At 52.1% G+C, this 18,069-nt stretch carries 13 protein-coding genes; 7 read left to right on the forward strand and 6 right to left on the reverse strand.

Translation table 11 applies throughout. The annotated features are described in order from the left end of the window. Positions 1–40 precede the first annotated feature (40 nt). Together AC19YX_RS00005 and AC19YX_RS00010 are read left to right on the forward strand one after the other, a co-directional pair. A complete protein-coding gene (locus AC19YX_RS00005) occupies positions 41–3,439 on the forward strand; it encodes a DEAD/DEAH box helicase (protein ID WP_500605325.1) in 3,399 nt (1,132 codons plus the stop codon). Then, the gene (locus tag AC19YX_RS00010; protein ID WP_500605326.1) at positions 3,439–4,881 is read left to right on the forward strand and encodes a hypothetical protein; all 1,443 of its coding nucleotides are present in this window, start codon (positions 3,439–3,441) and stop codon (positions 4,879–4,881) included. Before AC19YX_RS00005 ends, AC19YX_RS00010 begins: the two co-directional genes overlap by 1 nt. Positions 4,882–5,057: 176 nt before the next feature. Here AC19YX_RS00010 and AC19YX_RS00015 read toward each other — a convergent pair whose 3' ends face one another. Further along, positions 5,058–5,819 (reverse strand): hypothetical protein, encoded by a 762-nt coding sequence (locus AC19YX_RS00015; RefSeq protein WP_500605327.1) that lies wholly within the window; start codon positions 5,817–5,819, stop codon positions 5,058–5,060. A gap of 534 nt (positions 5,820–6,353) precedes the next feature. Continuing rightward, on the reverse strand, positions 6,354–6,719 hold the full coding sequence (locus tag AC19YX_RS00020; protein WP_500605328.1) for a hypothetical protein: 366 nt from the start codon (positions 6,717–6,719) through the stop codon (positions 6,354–6,356). Positions 6,720–7,313: 594 nt separating this feature from the next. Between AC19YX_RS00020 and AC19YX_RS00025 the strand changes: the two genes are divergently transcribed. After that, positions 7,314–8,464 (forward strand): IS3 family transposase gene (locus tag AC19YX_RS00025; protein WP_494968698.1). Its coding sequence is split into 2 segments (ribosomal slippage): positions 7,314–7,557 and positions 7,557–8,464, totalling 1,152 coding nucleotides; the frame shifts between segments, so codons are not numbered across the junction. Here the strand turns inward: AC19YX_RS00025 and AC19YX_RS00030 are convergent. After that, positions 8,461–9,759 (reverse strand): hypothetical protein, encoded by a 1,299-nt coding sequence (locus AC19YX_RS00030; protein ID WP_500605329.1) that lies wholly within the window; start codon positions 9,757–9,759, stop codon positions 8,461–8,463. The genes AC19YX_RS00025 and AC19YX_RS00030 overlap by 4 nt on opposite strands. A 699-nt stretch (positions 9,760–10,458) precedes the next feature. On the opposite strand from AC19YX_RS00030, the gene AC19YX_RS00035 reads away from it, so the two are divergent. Beyond that, the gene (locus AC19YX_RS00035; RefSeq protein ID WP_500605330.1) at positions 10,459–11,526 is read left to right on the forward strand and encodes a serine/threonine protein kinase; all 1,068 of its coding nucleotides are present in this window, start codon (positions 10,459–10,461) and stop codon (positions 11,524–11,526) included. A 190-nt stretch (positions 11,527–11,716) separates the two neighbouring features. Here the strand turns inward: AC19YX_RS00035 and AC19YX_RS00040 are convergent, their stop codons facing one another. Both AC19YX_RS00040 and AC19YX_RS00045 read right to left on the reverse strand, forming a co-directional pair. Further along, positions 11,717–13,573 carry a hypothetical protein gene (locus AC19YX_RS00040; RefSeq protein ID WP_500605331.1) on the reverse strand — a complete coding sequence of 619 codons (1,857 nt, stop codon included), beginning with the start codon at positions 13,571–13,573 and terminating at the stop codon, positions 11,717–11,719. Positions 13,574–14,146: 573 nt separating this feature from the next. After that, positions 14,147–14,986, reverse strand: a complete 840-nt coding sequence (locus AC19YX_RS00045; protein ID WP_500605332.1) for a DUF2971 domain-containing protein — start codon at positions 14,984–14,986, stop codon at positions 14,147–14,149. Between the two features lie 286 nt (positions 14,987–15,272). Between AC19YX_RS00045 and AC19YX_RS00050 the strand changes: the two genes are divergently transcribed. Continuing rightward, the gene (locus AC19YX_RS00050) at positions 15,273–15,434 is read left to right on the forward strand and encodes a winged helix-turn-helix transcriptional regulator (RefSeq protein ID WP_500606119.1); all 162 of its coding nucleotides are present in this window, start codon (positions 15,273–15,275) and stop codon (positions 15,432–15,434) included. Beyond that, a complete protein-coding gene (locus tag AC19YX_RS00055) occupies positions 15,412–15,570 on the forward strand; it encodes a winged helix-turn-helix transcriptional regulator (protein ID WP_500605333.1) in 159 nt (52 codons plus the stop codon). Before AC19YX_RS00050 ends, AC19YX_RS00055 begins: the two co-directional genes overlap by 23 nt. 123 nt (positions 15,571–15,693) lie before the next feature. Here AC19YX_RS00055 and AC19YX_RS00060 read toward each other — a convergent pair whose 3' ends face one another. Further along, positions 15,694–16,698 carry a tyrosine-type recombinase/integrase gene (locus AC19YX_RS00060; protein WP_500605334.1) on the reverse strand — a complete coding sequence of 335 codons (1,005 nt, stop codon included), beginning with the start codon at positions 16,696–16,698 and terminating at the stop codon, positions 15,694–15,696. Between the two features lie 170 nt (positions 16,699–16,868). Here AC19YX_RS00060 and AC19YX_RS00065 point away from each other — a divergent pair, with 170 nt between their 5' ends. After that, positions 16,869–17,837, forward strand: a complete 969-nt coding sequence (locus tag AC19YX_RS00065; RefSeq protein WP_500606120.1) for a DNA-binding protein — start codon at positions 16,869–16,871, stop codon at positions 17,835–17,837. The last annotated feature ends 232 nt before the right edge of the window (positions 17,838–18,069 follow it).

Here is an 18,069-nt window from a genome sequence, read left to right on the forward strand (position 1 = left end):
GAATTAATCCTGCGTTGCTGCCTGCTTTAAGGATGGCCGGATGAGCGTGGAACGGGTGGCCGGATCACCGTGGAATCAGTGGCCGGATGTTCATGGAATAGGTGGCCGGATGGCCGTGGAATCCGCAGTCCTGGAACAGCTGAAAGGAAGCGGTTTCGCCTTTCTGCCAAAAATTGAACACTTTGGTTACGACCGCAGCGGTAACCCATTCCTGGCTCAGGAGCATATCGACGGTGAGCACTGGGATGAGCTGAAGGGGTTGTCAGTTGAGACCCGTATCGTCGTCGCCCACGGGCTAATCGAGGCAGTTGACGGGTTGCATGGCCAGCAATTGAGCCACGGCGATCTGCATCCACACAACGTCAAAGTCAATGTCGGTTCCGCTCCCGAAAATACCCAAGTCTACCTGCTCGACTGTCCGGATTTCTCGGCTTCAGGCGCGTCACCGGTCAACACCCGCTACAGCCCCGTATTGGAAAACTGTACCCCAGCAGAGCGAGACAACTTTGCTGTGATGAGAATGGTGTTTGAGCTCTTGGACATGGACTGGGACGTGCCGTCGCAAAAGGACATTCACGCCCTGAGGGCGGCCGTCGCGCATGAGAAAGATACTGAATCCGGCTTTCTTTCCCTGGAGCGTTTCAAGGATGCTCTGGAAGCTGCTTTCACGCCTGCAAAAACCATTGAAACCGTCTCTGTCGTCCTTAGAAACAGAAGTGGCGATGCATTTGAGATCCTACCTGACAACGGAAAAGTGTTCGTTGTAGTGAAACCCGACCAAAGAGCCCCCACCAAAGCCTTGGAGGTGACGTTCGCAGGTGTCGGCGGGCAGTTACTGACCGAGTTCAATCCTGCTTCCAAGCAGTTTGTAAATGCGTTCAGAGCCAATCAGGAGATGCGGGTTCCCGCCTATCTGGCGCGTCAGGCAAACCACCACATAGAGGCACGGTTCAGCATTTCAGGCGGTACCAGCGTCAATGTCTATGAGCTGACCAAGCTGCTGGCAAAAGACGAGGCGTTTTTAAATCTCGCCGCGCAGGTGCATGACGCTGAAGTGCGTAAGCAAGCGGCGATTGAGGACGGTGAAAGCGTTGCGGACTCGATTACTGGTGAGGACGAGGACAACGGACTGGCCATAGATGAGGCGCAGCTAGAAGCTGTGAAAGTGCGCAGTTTTCCTGTCAGCCAGATATGGAAAACCATCACTTCTACTGAACTTGAGGCCCAGCCCTCTTTCCGTGTTTCCGAAGAACCACACTTCCACAAGGATGGCGTAGGACTTTTGATTCCCTACGCCATGGATGCGAAGGCCCTTGAGAGTTTTGAGGCGGGAGACAACATCCGACTGATCCTCAGAGACGGGGAGAAGGATATTGATATCGGTGAGATCAACCTGGGCATGAGCGTGCGTGATGCAGTCTACGTGCTTGCCTCCAGTCGTTCGAAACGCGTACAGGCTGACTCTCAATTGTTCCTCCAAAGCCGGCAAAATAAGACATCAATGACGCGTCGTCGTGGTGCGATGGAGCGGATTATGAACCGCCAATCAGTGCTGCCAGATTTGATGGATTACTTCGACGAAAAATGCAAACTGGCACCAAGGGGGTATGCTGAAGAGCCCAGCGATTCAGACTTTGCAGTATACGAACGCACTACTGCAAGTGGCACGGTCATCGGACTGAATGAGGCCCAGCGTGCCGCATTTACGCAGCTTATCACCAGAGGCCCAGTGGGCCTTTTGCAGGGGCCTCCGGGAACAGGTAAGACAGAGTTCATCGCGGCCTTCATCCATTATCTGATCAGCAAAGTCGGGGTGCGAAATATCCTCCTTGTCAGCCAGTCTCATGAAGCTGTCAATACTGCAGCAGAACGGATCCGCGCGCACTGCCGTCGACTGGACACCGAGTTGAACGTTGTACGTTTCAGTAACCGTGATCAGGTTGTCTCTGAGGAGCTACTGGACGTTTATTCTCGCAATATCGTCGACCGCCAGAGAAATGGGTTTAGCGCTGAACTTAAGGAGCGCGTGGGCTTCATGGCTTCGTCGTTGGGTTTAAGTAAGGCTTTTGCCCAGACGATGGTCGATGTGAATCAGCGAGTGTTTCACTTGGTCCGATCGTTGAAAAAGCTGGACGAGGAAATTTTGCGCGCTCAGGGAAGCGGAGCAGATCGAATGGCTTTGCAAGCGCTGAAGTCCTCTCTGATGGGCGAGCTGAATCTTAATGCCAGCTTGTTTCTTGGCGAGCTGGGTGAGGGCGAAAGCTCACCCCAAGAATTGCTGGAGCGCATCTATGATCACGTCCAAACGGTTCATGGCGTGCGGCCTCCGGAATTTAAACACTGCCTTGACCTGATCCAACTTTCTCATGAGTACGTTGAGCGCCTGTCGAGCAACAGGGCCAATTATGATGAGTTCCTCATGCGGTCCAGGACATTGGTTTGCGGCACCTGCGTGGGTATCGGACTGCAACATCTCAAACTTGCAGAAACCCATTTTGATTGGGTCATCATCGACGAGGCTGCTCGATCGGCGCCGAGTGAATTGGCTATCGCCATGCAGGTGGGCTCTAGGGTCCTGCTAGTCGGCGACCACAACCAGCTGCGTCCTACGTATGAAGAAGAACATAAGGTAGCTATTGCCCGTTCCCTGGGCATTACCACCAGCTCAGCTGAATTCCAGCAGGTCATGCGCAGCGACTTTGAGCGAGTGTTCCATTCCCAGTATGGGCGTGCCACTCGGGCGACGCTCAATACGCAATATCGAATGCTTCCAGCGATTGGCGACCTGGTTAACGAGATCTTTTATGACATAGACCTTGAGAACGGTTACAGACCAAGCCCTACCTATTTTTCACAAAAGGTTCCTGAGTGCCTGTCCCATGTGGTGACTTGGATCGACACCAGCGAGTTAGGCAAGAAAGCCTACGACAGCGGCACGCTGAGCCTGTCTAACAATGCTGAAGCGGATGCGATCATACGGCTGCTAGAAGAAATCGCAGAGGACACCGAATTTTGCGCGGGCATGGCTATGGAGATGGCCGAGTCCCAAGAACCTCCAATCGGGGTCATCTGCATGTATCTCGATCAGCGAAAACTAGTGAGAAAGAGATTTGCCGAGAAAATCTGGTCGGAGGAGTTCCGCAAGCTGGTAAAAATTGAGACCGTCGATAGTTATCAGGGTAAAGAAAACAACATCATCATAGTCTCCCTGACTCGGGCCAAAGCGGATCAATCACCTGGCTTTTTGGCGACCCCGAATCGTATCAACGTCGCGATGTCACGCGCGATGGAGCGGTTGGTCATCGTAGGCAGTTTGAAAATGTGGAGCGGCAGGAACGCGAGGCTTCCATTGGGTCAAGTAGCCAGCTTTATCCAGACGAAACAGGACACGATCAACTACTGCATCAAACCAGTGACGCCTGCCAGGAGGGTTGTCTGATGGAACTTAACCCAGTTGTTCTATTCGAGCTGGACGTCGTGGTGCCCGCGCAACAGTTCCGTATTGAGTACACCCTAGTGGACAAAGGGGGCCTGCCAGTCGTACCGGAATTTCTTCTGCGGCTGCTAAAAATTTCGGCGCTGCTGCCAGCTGAAATCGCCAATTATTTCGGGTTTACGGCTCAAGAGCTCAGTTTTGCAATCACACCGTTTCTACAAACCGGGGAGCTTAAAACGCGTCCTGATGGACGAATAGAGCTGACCGATAAAGGCCGTGGCTTGTTTGCCAGCAACCATGAGTCACCGATTGTGAAGCGCAAGGAAGAGCGCGAGCAGATGTTCGTGTTTGAGCTCCTGTCGTTTACTTGCCTTGGAAAAAGCCTTGGAGATGCCGACTCCAAACGTTGCCTGGAATTGCAGGCGCCAAGCGATACGCTTTCCGAGTCCGGTGCTAAGGCCGTCGGTGCGTTCATGCGTCAGATTTACGACATTTATCGCGCTGGTCACCTGGGCGGGCAGTCGCAGGATGGGGGGCCGCCGGAGCTCTACAAGGTCGCAGGCGTTCAAAAAGTAAGGGATGGCTGGGAAAAGATAGAAGAGCGTGTAAGCATTGATGCCGACTCTCGGCAGATACGCTTTGTCGCGAAGGAAGGCCTGCGCGAAAACGAGATCTATATGCGTCAGCGTACGGAGCAGTTGGGCCGCATGCTGGGTAGAGGAAACCTCAATCAGGTTCTTCAGCTCGCCGACATCTTGGGAGATTCGGACGCCTATGACTTTATGTCTTCAAATGGGCTGGACCTTTCTGCTCTGTACAACAGCGCAAGTGCCGTTGCACAGGTTAGAGAGTCTTCCGGGCTGCGACTTTTTGGATCGCTTCAATTACAGCAAAACTGGGATAGAGTTTCTTCGGTACTGCGCAAACATCAGAAAGCGCTTCAGGGTGAACCGCATGCCGCCCCGATTAGCCTGTCCTGGCTGGCTCCGGCCTCTCACGAGCTCTGGGGCCGCTCGGCCAGGCATGCCCAGATTTGCAGTGCATTTTCTGATCTCTCAAAAACAAAAAGCAAGGGCGGCGAGAATGATGGTAAACCGGTTTTCGACGCTAAGATTTTGATCCCTGTTTCTGCCAGCGATGATTGGCCGGCGATCAAGCGCGCAAAAGGCGACTGCAACAATGCCAGACTGCTTCTGTGCGGCTTTGTTGAGTCAGAGCAATTGGCTCCGCTTGAGGCGATGGTCATTCACGGAAAATGCGCGGTTGTGATTTACCACTTGGTTTTGCCGACGTTGTCTCCGGTGCCTATCCCATTCGGATTCATCACGGAGGATGCCGCCAAGATCCTGATTGTTGAAAACCTGATAAACCGCACGATGAGCGAGTACGTCATAGGTAATACGCAGCGCTACCTCGGTAGCTTCGAACGACCCGCCGCCTCATAGTGGCTAGGGGCGTTCGCAGCTGTGGGGTAAAGGCTTCGAGCCTTCGACGGGTTCTACCCCATCGAAAAGATTGAGCACTACGCAAATGACGCCGATTTCGCACTGGTGCCTTACACACCTTGCGACCTAGGACGCAGCGTAGAAAACCCAGGCGATTCATAGCAAAGCTTCATTACTCAGGAATCGAGATCCCGAGCAAGTTTTTCAATGGCTGCCATTGAATTCCCATTTAAAGGATATTTGTACTCGTTGTATTGATTAAGACGTTTTACAAGTGCAATTATATCTGACAGCCTCAGATCGGTTTGAAGCATAAGTGTTCGTAAATTATTCAAGTCGTACTCATTGGCCAAGGCGGTATGCATAAGTGTGAGCATTTCAAAAGGATTGGAACTTAATTTGTGCAAATAGTTAGCTGTAGTGGGGATATCATCAGGGAGAAAGATGTTAGAAGGCTTGATCGCGCCGGGTGCTTCCCAGACCATGCGCCTGGTTGCGAGATGCCTCAAAGCATTCTGCCAACTCTTGAGGACTAAAGTATCGTCGATTTCTAGCATCTGCAGTGCGGCGTGGGCGAGGGCGCTGTGTAGCTTGCTCATACTCCGAGCGAGATCAGAGTCTGGGATTTGGCAGCAAGCGCTTACCTGATCGAGTAAAGCGAGACCAATTTGGAACGCCATTAATGTAAGGCTACTTGCGTCCGAGCGAGATTGGTACCCGTTGACAGCATCTGGATACCCAAACTCGACAATCTCTCTCAGCGCGTAAGTATTCACCCACAGATTGGACCACAATTGTGCTGGTTCGGGAGCGCAAACAAACGGGTACGCTAACAGATAAGCCACCAGACTTGGGAATTCTCGCTTTTGGCCAACGTAGAATTCAGCGCGTTGACGCAAAAGTTCTCCAGATCGTCGCATCCAATCATCTGCGGACAACTCCCACTCCTTCAGAAAAGTCTGAACGTCTGGGGCGTCCATTACACCGGAATGTGCGTGTGAGGCTAGCGCACATCTATAACTCCAGTGCACCCATGGACTTGCATCTTCAGGCGGGCACGCTAAGGGAGGGCAACTGGAAAGGATATTTCCGATTGCATTGAGTAACTCACTGTCAAAGTATCCAGCATTTCTGGGGTCTTCGATTTCCTCTCTTGTCGACTCCAGCACTTTACGCATCAGCCAAGTGGAGAATCGGGCAAAAAGAGGGGAGGCGTCGCGACGATTGGCAAGTAGGTTAACAACACTGGTGATCAGAGGCGCACTGGTCACTTTTACGAGCTCTGATTCGACCTCGCTGAGAACCCTGATTGATATCGGTGGTGTAGAGCTTCAGAAGCTCTCCGCGGCGGATACCAGTCTCCAGTAGCAATTCAATCATTAGCCAATTGCGCAACTGCAGTCGTTCCGGAAACGGATTCTCCGCAGCTCCTGGGACAATCAATGTGCGAATGATCTGGAGTTGCGTATCTGTCAGGCTGCGGTAACGAGTGCGACCTGGACGAACATTGATGATATGGCTCTCAAAGCGCCGCTCAATGACGTCGGCGACATCTGCAAATACAACTTCGATATTGCATAACCGTCTAATAAAGACAGAATCGCCTCAAAGTGGCAGGCCAAGATGGCCTCATCGATATCCAGATCTCGGCTTTTGGCATAGGCGTAGAAAGCCTGGATCGCGCGCAGGTGCGCCGCAGCCGTGTTGTAAGCGCGGTGCCTGATTTTAAGTTGGACGTAGATGAACGGAATGAGTATGGGTAACGGCGCTGCGTAACCAGCTTGCACGAGCAGCGGCACACGCTGACCTGAAGAGAACCGGCACTGAATCAGCTTCATCGGCAGCCACCTCATTCAAGGACTCGCCATGAACACGAAGGACATGGCCCGTTGAGAGATTGGACGTCAGAAGTACGCTGAAGTAAATCTCACAGCAAAACTGCTTAGGCCATTCCCTTTGCATATCAAGAGATTCTAGGTGTCTCTTGATAAATCTGAAAAGAATTAGGCTGAATTTTCACTTCAAGGCTTTTGAAGTGAAAACCAGCTAAAACATACATTTGAACTAAACAATAGTCTCAGCATACACCTGAAAACAACATTAGGCATTGCGTACACCCATAAATTGGAAATGCACTCATCTCGATGCGATCCGCCTGTCGTGCAGGATACGAGCTCCTTTTGTCTATGGAAGGAAGCGCCTGCTGGCTAACGGCACAAAAAAATCGATGTAAGCAAGCCATGACTTTCGTGGCGAAAAATCTAGCTAGCCGAAGAAAAAATACTTAACCTTCAAATTTCGACAGATCTAGTATTCAAGCTGAATCAGAGGGATAGCTTCGTATATATAGATTTAGTCGTTGGGAAGTTGTGAATCGCCCCGGGTTTCGTAGACACCTCTTTGCCTTAAACTGAGGCCAATTAGGAGGTGCCATGAGCAACCCGCGTTACCCCGAAGAATTCAAAATCCAAGCAGTCAATCAAGTGACCGAAAAGAAGCTGCCTGTCGCTGAGGTAGCGGCCCGTCTTGGCGTGTCGACGCATAGCCTCTATGCCTGGATAAAGCGCTACAGCAAACCTCAAGAAGAACGGCAGCAGGATGATGATCAGCACGCTGAACTGCGTCGTCTGCGAGCGGAACTCAAGCGCGTCACTGAAGAGCGAGACATATTAAAAAAGGCCGCCGCGTACTTTGCCAAGGAGTGCGGCTGAAGTACGCCTTTATCAAGCAGCGCGCGGGCGACTATTCGATTCGACGGCTTTGCCTGACACTGAAAGTCCATCCCAGCGGTTATTACGCCTGGCTGTCTGAGCCGCAATCTTTACGCGCCAAAGACGACCAGCGACTGCTGGGTTTGATCAAGCATTCCTGGCTGGAGAGCGGCGGCGTTTATGGCTATCGCAAAATCCATGACGATCTGCGCGAGGTCGGTGAGGATTGTGGTCGGCATCGTGTGGCGAGGCTGATGCGTCTTGAAGGTCTGCGCTCTCAGACAGGGTATCGACGCCGCCCTAGCAAGCACGGCGGTAAGCCAGCGGTCGCCTCACCCAATTTGCTGAAGCGCCAGTTCGATGTCGTGAAACCCAACAAGGTTTGGGTCACCGACATCACCTACATTCGTACTTATGAAGGCTGGCTGTATTTGGCGGTGGTGCTGGATCTGTTTTCTCGTCAGGTCGTCGGCTGGTCAATGAAGTCGCAGATGACCAGTGATTTGGCCATTGATGCGTTATTGATGGCGGTTTGGAGGCGTAAACCGAAGCAGGAGGTGATGGTTCACTCCGACCAAGGTAGCCAGTACAGCAGCTCCGATTGGCGCAGTTTTTTGAAGGCGAACAATTTGGTTGCCAGTATGAGTCGGCGAGGCAACTGTCATGACAACGCCGTGGCCGAGAGCTTTTTCCAGCTTCTGAAACGGGAACGGATCAAGCGGAAAATCTACACCTCGCGGCAAGATGCTCGTAGTGATGTGTTTGATTACATCGAGATGTTCTACAACGCGAAACGCCGCCATGGTTTCAACAATCAACTGTCACCGGTAGAGTTTGAAAAGCGTTACGCAATGAGCTTGCAAGGTGTCTAGAGAATCCGGGGCGATTCAGTTGTCCCTCGGCTCGTTTTGAGCAACGGCTCGATTCGCGACTCGATTCTGTTCCAGATCGCGTAGGCCCCGAGCAGCCCCTCGGGACTCAGTTCATCTACCGTGGTGAGCAGCTCTTTCACGACCGTATCCGAGAGGTTCGGCGCCGAGTCTTTCAGCAGGCCGGCGCCCTCTCTGAGAGAGGTGAGCAGACGGTTTTGGTGATACGACTTGAAGTCGGCAAACCATTGCCGAGGATCATCACTGACCGAAAAGCTGGAATAGCGGCGATCCTCCTTGAGAATGCAGCTGCCGCTATTACCGGTTCTCAGAATGCCAAATGTTGACCTCGCCAGGTCATGCCGACGCTTGTTCCAGGTTTTGATGTGGTCGTCAGACGCGGGAACATTCTCCCGGTTGAATGCTTCTTTGACGTAGTGCTTCAACAGGTCGGAGGGTGTGAACATCATCCAGCGTTGGCGGTTGGTCGCTGGGCCTAGCAGCCGTTGTTCGTCTGGGCTTAGTGCCTGCACATCGAGTTTCTGACCAAGGCGTTTGATCAGTGTTGTGGTTTTGCCGGTACCTGGAGGGCCGAGGATGATCAGCTGATGATCAATCGACAACCGGAAAATCTCGTCCTGGATCTTGTCGAGAATTGCCTGGTCACGCAAAGCCATGGCTCTGCGTATTTCATGCACTACACCCTCCAGGATTTTGTCTGCCTCAGAGTCGCCGCCTAGCATCGCTAGGAATGCGTTGTCGTCGACGGGCTGAACAAGCTTTCGAAGCGAAGGAATTGTCTGTGGGGTTGTACGTCGGCGGCGCCAAATGCTGTCGATGGCATCCCAAAGGTCGTCACTCTTTAGAGGCTTCAGCTCAAGCTTTTCGAGAATACGATAGCCTCTCTGCCTCCCCGCAACCTCAAGCTCGACACTTTCACCGACATCGAAGACGGCCAGACGGCCGATAGGGGTACGGTAGCCCGCCAGCATCGTCCCTTTGACCGTGATGTTGGTCGTTCGGCAGATATAGTAGGTGATGACCTCGCCTTCGTCTGTCTCGGCAACCACACGTGAGACCGCAGGCTCGCGGACGAGGCTTAGCAACGATTTGGTGGTGTCGTCACCAATAGATGCGATTTTGGCTACTGCTGCAGTGTTGGTGAACGTGTTGATCACTGCCAGGGCGTCGGACGCCTCACCGCTGCGGGTCGCTAGAAGCCGCGCTGCACTGTCTTCAATCTTGTGAAAGGTTTCCAGTGCCTCAGTCGCAACGTCGTGGGCATCGCTGAAACTCATTGAAGCTCTCCTTGTTTCAATTGGGCATCACCTGGCCTGCCAGGCGTGTCAGAGTCCCGTGACCTGTGCTCAGGGTGGTGATGTTCTTTGGCTGATCAAGATCCTAAATCCTGGCGGCTTCGGTTGCCAGTAGATTGCCATGATAGCCAACGGCTTATGAAGGTTTGGATTTGGCGTATGAGCCACGAAAACGCGCTATGCAATCACCATCCGGTGCGCAGTGCTGAATTCAGCAAGGGCCACTCCAGCCGCTCAAGCCCCGCGGTTAACGTTCTGCTCTACGCGTGCTAAATCTGAATGGCATACGTGGCAAGTCCCATCCATGACGTTTTCTGGTCGACCTGAAACCTCAAGATGGCTTGGCAAGTGCGGAGCTGAACGATCACCGTTTCCATGGCTATTGATGGTCAGCGCATAGCTGATGATCATCGTGCGCGTGAGCCTGATGTCGTACCCGTGCCAGTAGTCGATGTCCCGGGCTGAAGAGTCTAACCAGGCCAAGGTTGGGCCGCCGTTCAAGGAGGAGGGAAGGCCTGTTAATCCACGGGCCTGATCGCGTCCGTGCTTGACGCTAGCCGAACGCGGGGCAGCGGCCTCCGTTGCGTTAACGCTACACTAAGCATCTTATTGCTCATCGCTCGTTCATAGATGGGTGAGGTGTGGCAGGTGGAGCGCTCTCTAGTGATGGAACACACAAACATGGAACTCCCGTTTTTCTACGACTTTAGCGAGGGCGAGCAGAAATCCCTGCTTGCGGCCGCATTAGATAATCGCGGTGTAGTCGTCAAGCGGCTAAACGGTGTGTGCGGTGACATCTTTGTCATGGATCAGGGAGAGTCGGTTCATCCTCGTTACGTGTGCGCTAAGGTGCCTCGCAAGCTTGAGACGGTTCCTGCTGTAGAAGCAAACAAGCGTTTCGTTCAGGAGCTGGCTCTCCAGTTGCGTTTTTCGCATCACACATTTGTGCATTGGTGTTTCGATCTGCGGGAAGTCCTGGGCGCGCCAGTTGCCCTGTTTCGATATTGGGATGGAGACCTACTGGACTACATGTCAGGGCAAAGCGAGATCAGGCAACTTTCTCTGATCGCCTACTGTTGCTCGGGGTTAATACACTGCTATAGCCGTGGCCTTGCTTGCCATCAAGATCTGAAGCCAGCCAATATTTTTGTGCGTGATTTCGAAAAAGTCATCAATGGACTCAGAAACATTGATATCTATCAGGTGGCGATGATTGCCGACTTTGGACTCGCTAACGCTTTCTTAAAGACACCTGCGGTTTTCGAAGGGTCAAGGCCGTATATGGCCCCGGAGCAGTGGGGTAGAACCCAGCTCTCCGAAAAGACAGATGTTTTTGCCCTAGGCATCATTCTACATGAGCTTCTCACCAGCGGCGTTCACCCGGTAGGTGTTCGTACTGATGACGTATGGCCGTCGGCCAAGCCAGGACACTCGACCAAATGGACTCGCTCTGCAGACTGGCAGAAATGGATAGCACGCGGGTGTCCTCTACAGGCGCCTGGCAATTTGCGTTCGGATGTCATCAACCTGGTTAAGCGAGCACTATCAGTCGATCCTGATGAGCGACCTAGTATGATGGGTTTGAGGGACGAGATTCTCAGTCTTATCAAGGCTCGATGCGAAATTTCCCACTTTCAGCTGAGTGGTGTCATCGACCACTTTGATGGAAACGCTTCAAAAGGTGATTTAGCAGATGAATGGCCCTACCTAGCGAATGCGTGGGCGAGGTTTCAAAAGCGCTTCGGCTAGGCGTAGTTCGCCGGCTATCATCGTCATATGACCGAGTCACCTACACCTCACCTGTTTACTTTGAAAAGCAGGGTTTGAGGAGGGCTGGCCAGTGTGTGCAATGCTGTCTATAAGTTTCTATTAGAATATTCCAGGCTGGATCGATTATAACAAAAGGGCCTTCGTTACTGAAGGCCTGGGTTATTGGTTGCTAGCTGTATACAGCAATGCTTCCGATGTTTTTGAATGCGTTCATTCTAAATTCGGTTTTCTCTAGATAGTCGGATAAAGCATCACAGTCTGCCCCCAATGAGCGAACCATCTGAATGATGCTGTCTTTTTCTTGGTTTAGGATACCAAAAGCTTCCCTGCTTGCAGCAAGCAGGTCGCGTTCTCTGAGATAGTGAAGAACGAGCAATCCGAAGGAGGCGGCATAGATTGGATTTACCGGCCAGAGGTGCGAAACCACCCTTTGATTTCCTCTCGCAATTGAGGCTGCAAGTCCTCTGGAGTATGGGTTGCAGCTTATTTCAACTGTGGCACCATTACAAATGTTCAGAATCACGTTTCTGGCGTAGAGCGATTTAGGAATGCACGAATGTAATACATTGCCGGGAATAATGCATTCATCTGAAAATAAAATATGATCTTCCTTGCCGCTGCCCCAGTGATTATACGCCCCATGAGCCGAAATGTAGATAACACTATGCCTTTCGCTCTTAAAGATTTCTGTGAATATTTCGATGCTTGGGTCTATGTAGATTTCAGCGGATGCACCGAAGTGGGCTCGGATGAATGCTTGCTCAACATTCACGGTGTGAGTATGGCTGGCAAGCATAAATACAAAGGAGCGCTCGTCCGGATCGTCTACCATTACTTCAAGGCTAGCAGATATCCAGGGCGCATTTTTGCCTAATCCAAACCTAGCCGCTTGAATTGGGAAGTCATGAGAGGGGGCCAAAGTGATTGAGTTCACCTCGTCGTAGATATCGTTATTCAACCGAAAGTGCTCAATCACAACATCCCTGTAGGAAGATAAATCATCGTCCACTGCAGGGGTGCCACTACGATCGGCGTCAAAGAATCTGGCATCTTGGCTAGGTGTACCCAAAAGGCTAACGTATACGCCAAGCAATTGATTCCTAATATTGATCAGTCGCTCATAGCTTGGGTAGTTTCCCTCTGCCGGAAAATCAATCCTTGAGCTTGCAGTCATGGCGGTCAATGTTCGACCATTGCTCAAGACAAAGCCATGCCCGGGAATGGCGTTAGGGGCAACATTTTTCATTGATGACAGAAGCTTGAACAACGACTGATAGTCATTGTGGTCGTAAAAGTGCCCGATTATGCCTTTCAGGAAATCGCAGTTTCCGGATTTGGTCAAAGCTTTCATATCTTCAGCGCGGATGAGGTGCAGCAGCTCATCCAGAATGCTCTCACTTTCCTCAATATGGCAATAATAACTCAGGATCGCTACAGCCTGGTTTTCATGGGTGTAGAAATCTTTGGTCAAGTAGCACCCTTGGACATAATCCTTGAAGTCTGGACTGTCCTGATTTATTGCTGTACTACAAAGAAGATTCCTATAGGCGATTGCTCTTGGGTGCGTTACTTTCCACTTTTTTATTCCTTCCACATAGCTGGGGTGATTGTCTTTGCCGTAAAAGTAATCCCAGGTCGCCAGCTGGGACGAAGCCAGCATCCCCTCGACTTCAAAGTGACCCTTTAGTTTGTCTACCATTCTGGCTGCAACTGGCCAGACGGTTTCTACGATCTCTGGCATTGCTGCCATACTTCGGCAATAGTGGAATAGTGTCTGTATCCACTTCAGCATAAACGTCGGCCGCGTGCTAATGAATATCGACAGCTCTTTGCAATAAAAGACACAGAGAAAATGGAACGAGTCCAGCTCGGCAGTAGTGCCGGGCTTGTATTCACTCCCGCTAAAAAAGCTGAACACTGCAACTGATACCGCGGGTACATCACCACATTGTGATGCTTCAATAGCATCACTCATGTGCCTCAAGTAAAACTCTGAAGATTGGTACGGAAATTCAGCTTCGCCCATGTAATGTGACCCGCATTCTGGTTGTGTGATTGGGTGGTCGTTGAGTCCCGAACGGTTTGCCCAAGGCTCGTTGACGAATTTAATTTTATACCAAAATATACGCGCGCAATAAATAAGTGCGCCGAATGATTTCGGGCCAAAGGACTTCAGGGCATTAGGAGTGTTATGTGCACGTCAATGATGCACTTTACGAGTATTCTGGCTTACTCAGCCAAAAGCGATGCATCGAGCCATAATTTCTTGGGCGTGGTAACTCTGAACGCTAGACCTCTGATAGGGATTGGTAGTGACATCGCACCACCGGACGTAAAAGCCAAGATTTGCAACTACCCGGAATTGGGGCGTGCTGCCCAGCGGGCCATTCCGGGATCGGATTTGATAGAGTTCGCAGGTTTGGGCCATGCCCCACAGATGGAAGAGCCTACGAAGTTCAATCAATCCATGGTTCGATGGTTGAGCAAGTGACTGAAGCAGGCTGGAGACACCTATGTCCTCCGATCAGGGTTTGAAGACCGCTTAGAAAGTATCATTTTTGGCCAGGGGCTTAATAGTGCTCCTGGCCATCTAGCCAAACTAATTACTATTGGCAGATAGGCGGTATGTGCCCAAGGAGCGCTTGATTTTCACATCAGGAAGTCCGTATTCGACAAGCAAACTCCGAACGTGCTCATCAGTTTTTTCGTAGCCAGGCCCGAGCACAACTTCTTTGATAGAAGGGATCCCTTTAAAATCTGAGCGAATTTTGTGAAACGATGAATCGCCGAAGTCGCCCGACCTTTTGGAAACCTCGTAAGGATCGATATATTCATTAACCTCAATGAATCCCCGAACTTCTCGCTCGTCCTCGAAGAAGTTATTTTTATACAGCGTGCAAAGTCTGACTAGGACGCTGCCAAACATCTTCTTTCTCAGCTCCAAGATAAGCGGAACCTCTTCTGGGGCTGCGTCGCTGGAAATGGAAAATACCTGCGCGATATTTCGACGAATGATTTCTTTGTAGTTTTCTTCTGAATAAATTACGGAGTTGAATTTCACCTTGCCATTGACAGGATTCATTTTCTGCAGATAGCGAGCGAAGAGGTGGTGGTTTTCAATTTCGTGAGTGTCATAGCCAATGGCCGCCCCCTTACCATTTTCCCCATAGCCGCGCCACATGCTCAGGCAGTCGCCGTGATTTGAAAACGAGCAAATGAGCACCATGAACAGATCACTCATCCGCTCTGGCGAAATCTCACCCAGAATGGATGCGTACTGCGGGAACTCGTTTGTTATGAGTTCGTTAGCAATCCTAAACCCCGCAGCGTACTCGTCCCAATCATTCATTTTCCGGAGATCAGAGAACCATAGCTCCTGACTCGCGAGCATTTTCTCGAAAGTGTCAGCTGTTGCGTAGCGATAGGCAATTCCGTTCATTGGCGATGAAATCCTTATCAGGTGGTGCAGGTGGGAGGCTCACATTACACGGAGAGGAGCAAAAACTTAATCCTCTAGGGCGACATGGATTCGGGCTGGCTTGCGAGCGTGCGCAAGCCAAATCCCGAACCAGAGCGTTGGACGCTCTTCAGGCCGTGCGTAGACTGCTTGCTGCCGCATCTCCGAGCCGTCGCAAGTGAAGACTCTCGTGCCTGACGAGGAAACCCAAACCGATTGCCATGCGCTGGCAGAGGTGCTTGATCGCGTGGGCGACAAATGGACGGTGATGGTGGTCGGGGGGGGGGGGCTGCCAGATGGTCGTCAACGCTTCAACACTATTCTTCGAAGTATTGGTGGGGTGTCACACCGGATGCTGACTTTGACATTACGTGGCCTGGAGCGAGATGGCCTGGTCACATCGTACGATGTACCCCACGATTCCGCCTAAAGTGGAGTACGAGCTCACCAACTTGGGCCGCTCTTTGATTGAGCCGCTGATGGCACTCTCGTCTTGGGGCCGTAAACATCTTCCCGCCATCGCTGAGGCCCGTGTGCGATATGACGAGCGAACTGAGAGCTCGTAACCCGCGAGGTGTCCATCGCCACCATCACTAAATTGTGCGCGTCTTCATGAGCGCCTGCCACTGCTGCTGCGCGGCGAGATCAATCGGGAGGGCAACATCCCCCCCCCCTCTGAGCGCCAGCATTCAGCCTTCCAGCTTTCTGATCAGACCACCAAACAGCTGAGCGGGCTCCACATAGCGAATTGCAGACTTCATATCACTCCAGCCCACGTACTCCATGAGCGTTTTGATATCCCAGCCAGAGCTTGATGCCCAGGTGGCAAATCCGCGTCGAATCGAGTGAGCACTGTAGATCTGTGACGGCAAGCCGCAACGCTCAAGTGTGTCGCGAAGGAGAGGGATCAGGCTGTGGGCTGCAAGCGGTCTATCGCTGATGTTGCCCCAGCGATCAATTCCTCTAAATACACCACCGCGTGACAGACCGGCCACCTCAATCCAGTTCAGGTATGCCTCAACGGGGCAGAGCTTGCTCAACGACGGAGTCTTGTACTCCCGGCCAATGTTCTGCCGATCCCCTTTACTAGATCCCAGGTAGAACCTGATGCCCACATAGCGTTCGGCATGCGTGTTCTCGACAGTTAGCCTAGAGAGCTCGTCTCCGCGGAACCCCCTCCAAAAGCCAATGGTGAGCAGTGCGATATCCCGTGTCGATCTCAGTAGGGCTGCCATGTTGCCGTTGGATCTTGCCTGAACAATCTCACCCTCAAGGTGAGCAACAGCTTTCTCGAGCTGCAGCAGAGGAAAAGGGGCAGCTTGCTTCTGTTGCACTGGATGAAGTGCCCGGATGCCCTTCAGCAATTGCCTGACCCTCGGTGCCTTAGTGGGATCGGGAAAACCGTTGCTTTGATGCCAGTTGGCGAGCGCAGCCAGGCGCTGCTTAAGGGTGCTGAGCGCCAGCTGGTCAGCGTACTCAGCGATGTACCGCACTACGGACTCAGTGGTAGTGGGCAGATAGCCGCCCCAATTCACCTCGAAGTGGGCGAGGGCAGCCGCATAGCTCTTCGAGGTGTTCTCTCGAACACTTGCCTCCAGGTACCTATCTGCCTTGCTGACCACTTCAAACACGTAATTTCTCGCCTCGAGCCATCGGTTGCTCGCATTTGCCATTTGTACTGCCTTAGGGGTCATTTTACCCCCGGTCGCAGGCATGACAAGAGATAATCATTGATTATGGCTTGTCAATATCTTGTGCTATATACATAAAAAACATGGCAATGTGGCATGTTATTACGTGACACGTAACACATTACGAAATCGTCGGAGGGGACATGGCTAGAGGTGGTATAAACTTGGTACTGGTGCGCAAAGCACGGGAGGCTTTGCTAGCCCGGGGTCAGAATCCGAGCATCGATGCACTTCGCGTAGAGCTTGGAAATACCGGCTCGAAAACGACTATTCAGCGATATATGAAGGAAATTGAAGCATATGACCCGCACCCATCGGCATCGCCGTCACGGCTAAGCGATGAGCTTTCTGATTTGGTCGGGAAGATGCTGGAGCGATTGCTTGCGGAGGGGAATGAAGCACTGCTGCAGGAACGCTCCACTTTTGAGATTGAGCGCCAAGCGACGAAAGCGGAGGTTAGTACACTTCGAAATCAACTAGACGAGGCGAAGCAAGAGATCACCAAGCTCCAGTCGGCACTGCAAAGCCAGGACGAAGCGCTCAAGACCTCCCAGTCCACACTGCAGAGCGAAATCACCCGTAACGCCAGGATCAGCCAAAGCTGCAATGACCTAGAGGTTCGGGTGAAGGAGAAGGACGAGCAGATCCAGTCCTTGGAGCAGAAACACGGACACGCCAGGGAAGCACTCGAACACTACCGCGCTTCGGTCAAGGAACAACGTGACCAGGATCTGAGCCGCCACGAAGCCCAGGTCTATCAGACTCAGCAGCAGGTGACAGTTCTCCAGCAGACCCTAATGGTTAAACAGGAAGAGATCACCCGCCTGATCCGCGACAACGAGCGTTTCATTACCGAGAATCGCCAGCACGCCAGAGAAGCCTCACAGCATCGAGACGCCCTTGAAAGTATGCGTGGAGACCTCGGTATTGCCAATGCGGCGACTGCCCGGGCAGAGGGCGCTAAGGAACTGCTCGGCCAACAGCTTGAGACCAAGGCTAGAGAGGCTACTGAGGCCCATCTCACTGGAACAGCAGCACAGCAAAGGGCAGAGGTACTGCAGGTTCAACTCGAACAGTCTGAAGCAGAGCTTGGGGCACTCCGTGCCGCGATCGAAGCCGATGGCTCAGTCAGGGAGCAGTAAGCCCCATGCCGTGATATAGCGACGGAGTACAAATGTACTCTTTTCGTGTTTTCTCTCCGCTTCGAAGGGATGGTCAATAGCGATCTTCTTCGCTGGGCGGATCGGCCCGGCAAAGGGATGTGACATTCCCACACAGGAGCGTATGACACAGTGGGGGGCTACATCTCGAATCTTATTGCCCGGTTTATCCTGCCTTCCAAGTGCGATAACATCCTGTGAAAAATGATGGCAA

This window comes from Pseudomonas sp. MF09150 (assembly GCF_059862355.1).

Bases quoted from the DNA above. Each gene is read 5' to 3' on its own strand.
- AC19YX_RS00005 (WP_500605325.1), top strand. From the start codon at position 41: ATGAGCGTGGAACGGGTGGCCGGATCACCGTGGAATCAGTGGCCGGAT.
- AC19YX_RS00010 (WP_500605326.1), top strand. From the start codon at position 3,439: ATGGAACTTAACCCAGTTGTTCTATTCGAGCTGGACGTCGTGGTGCCC.
- AC19YX_RS00020 (WP_500605328.1), bottom strand. From the start codon at position 6,719: ATGAAGCTGATTCAGTGCCGGTTCTCTTCAGGTCAGCGTGTGCCGCTG.
- AC19YX_RS00030 (WP_500605329.1), bottom strand. From the start codon at position 9,759: ATGAGTTTCAGCGATGCCCACGACGTTGCGACTGAGGCACTGGAAACC.
- AC19YX_RS00035 (WP_500605330.1), top strand. From the start codon at position 10,459: ATGGAACTCCCGTTTTTCTACGACTTTAGCGAGGGCGAGCAGAAATCC.
- AC19YX_RS00040 (WP_500605331.1), bottom strand. From the start codon at position 13,573: ATGGGCGAAGCTGAATTTCCGTACCAATCTTCAGAGTTTTACTTGAGG.
- AC19YX_RS00045 (WP_500605332.1), bottom strand. From the start codon at position 14,986: ATGAACGGAATTGCCTATCGCTACGCAACAGCTGACACTTTCGAGAAA.
- AC19YX_RS00050 (WP_500606119.1), top strand. From the start codon at position 15,273: ATGGTGGTCGGGGGGGGGGGGCTGCCAGATGGTCGTCAACGCTTCAAC.
- AC19YX_RS00055 (WP_500605333.1), top strand. From the start codon at position 15,412: ATGTACCCCACGATTCCGCCTAAAGTGGAGTACGAGCTCACCAACTTG.
- AC19YX_RS00060 (WP_500605334.1), bottom strand. From the start codon at position 16,698: ATGACCCCTAAGGCAGTACAAATGGCAAATGCGAGCAACCGATGGCTC.